Source organism: Dellaglioa sp. CoH-57-MRSF-20 (assembly GCF_056781955.1).
Genome location: NZ_JBXAXV010000041.1, coordinates 1 through 736 on the forward strand (window position 1 = coordinate 1; position 736 = coordinate 736).

Annotated in this window: 2 protein-coding genes; both read left to right on the forward strand. The window is 57.6% G+C overall.

Annotation, left to right across the window (positions count from 1 at the left end; translation table 11 throughout):
* Window positions 1–208: 208 nt before the first annotated feature.
* Window positions 209–451, forward strand: coding sequence for a hypothetical protein (locus AC1RPN_RS07955; protein WP_281116307.1), 243 nt, complete (start codon window positions 209–211; stop codon window positions 449–451).
* On the forward strand, window positions 451–736 hold a 286-nt coding region (locus AC1RPN_RS07960), incomplete at its 3' end, for a hypothetical protein (protein WP_481763678.1). The genes AC1RPN_RS07955 and AC1RPN_RS07960, both read left to right, overlap by 1 nt.

Below are 736 nucleotides of genomic sequence, written 5' to 3' on the forward strand. Positions count from 1 at the left end.
CTATGCTGCGATCGGGAGCGGTGCTGAATACGCGCTTGGGGCCATGTACGCGTCGCATGGTGGACACGGGCCGCGTGAGGTCTTGGAATGCGCGTTGGGCGCTGCCTGCGAATTCGACAACGGAAGCCGTGGCCCCTTCACCATTCTCAGTCCTTGACAAAAGAATCAAGGTGTTGGTAAACTGTCCAATATTGAATAAGGAGCGAAAATGAAGATCGTGTTGAAGGATGAAGTACGGCCCATGACGGTGTTTGAGGCCATTCCGCGCAACGAAATGTTTTGCTGGGATTCGCGCATTTGGTTCAAGAACACCGAGGGCGTTGCGCTGTGCATAGCTGTGGACCCTGAACGTGGTGCCACGTACGCGTCGAAGCTGGGCACGGTGCTCCCGTTCGAGGCGGATACTCAGGTACGTGCTGTGGTCCGCGCCGAGTTCGCGCTGGAGGGTTGATGAGAGACGATCGCGTGAAGCTCGTGGTGACCGAGGACGGTGAAGTACGGTTCGCACGCCACGAGTTCCGGTATCGTATCGTGGGCCGTGAAGGCTGGTGCGCGTGGACCGTGTGCGAGGCTGACACATATCACCAGATTCGGGAGGGTGTGGACGGCACGTTCGAATACGAAAAGCGTCGATCTTTCGTGAATGACGTGAACGCGCAGAGCCCTGTTCTGCACGATGCGGGAACTGGTGCGTTTTACAGTGGTCCTCATCGCGTGTTTGGTGCCATGGTCAACG

Excerpts from the sequence above, each read along its gene's own strand:
- AC1RPN_RS07955 (WP_281116307.1), top strand. The coding sequence starts at position 209 with ATGAAGATCGTGTTGAAGGATGAAGTACGGCCCATGACGGTGTTTGAG.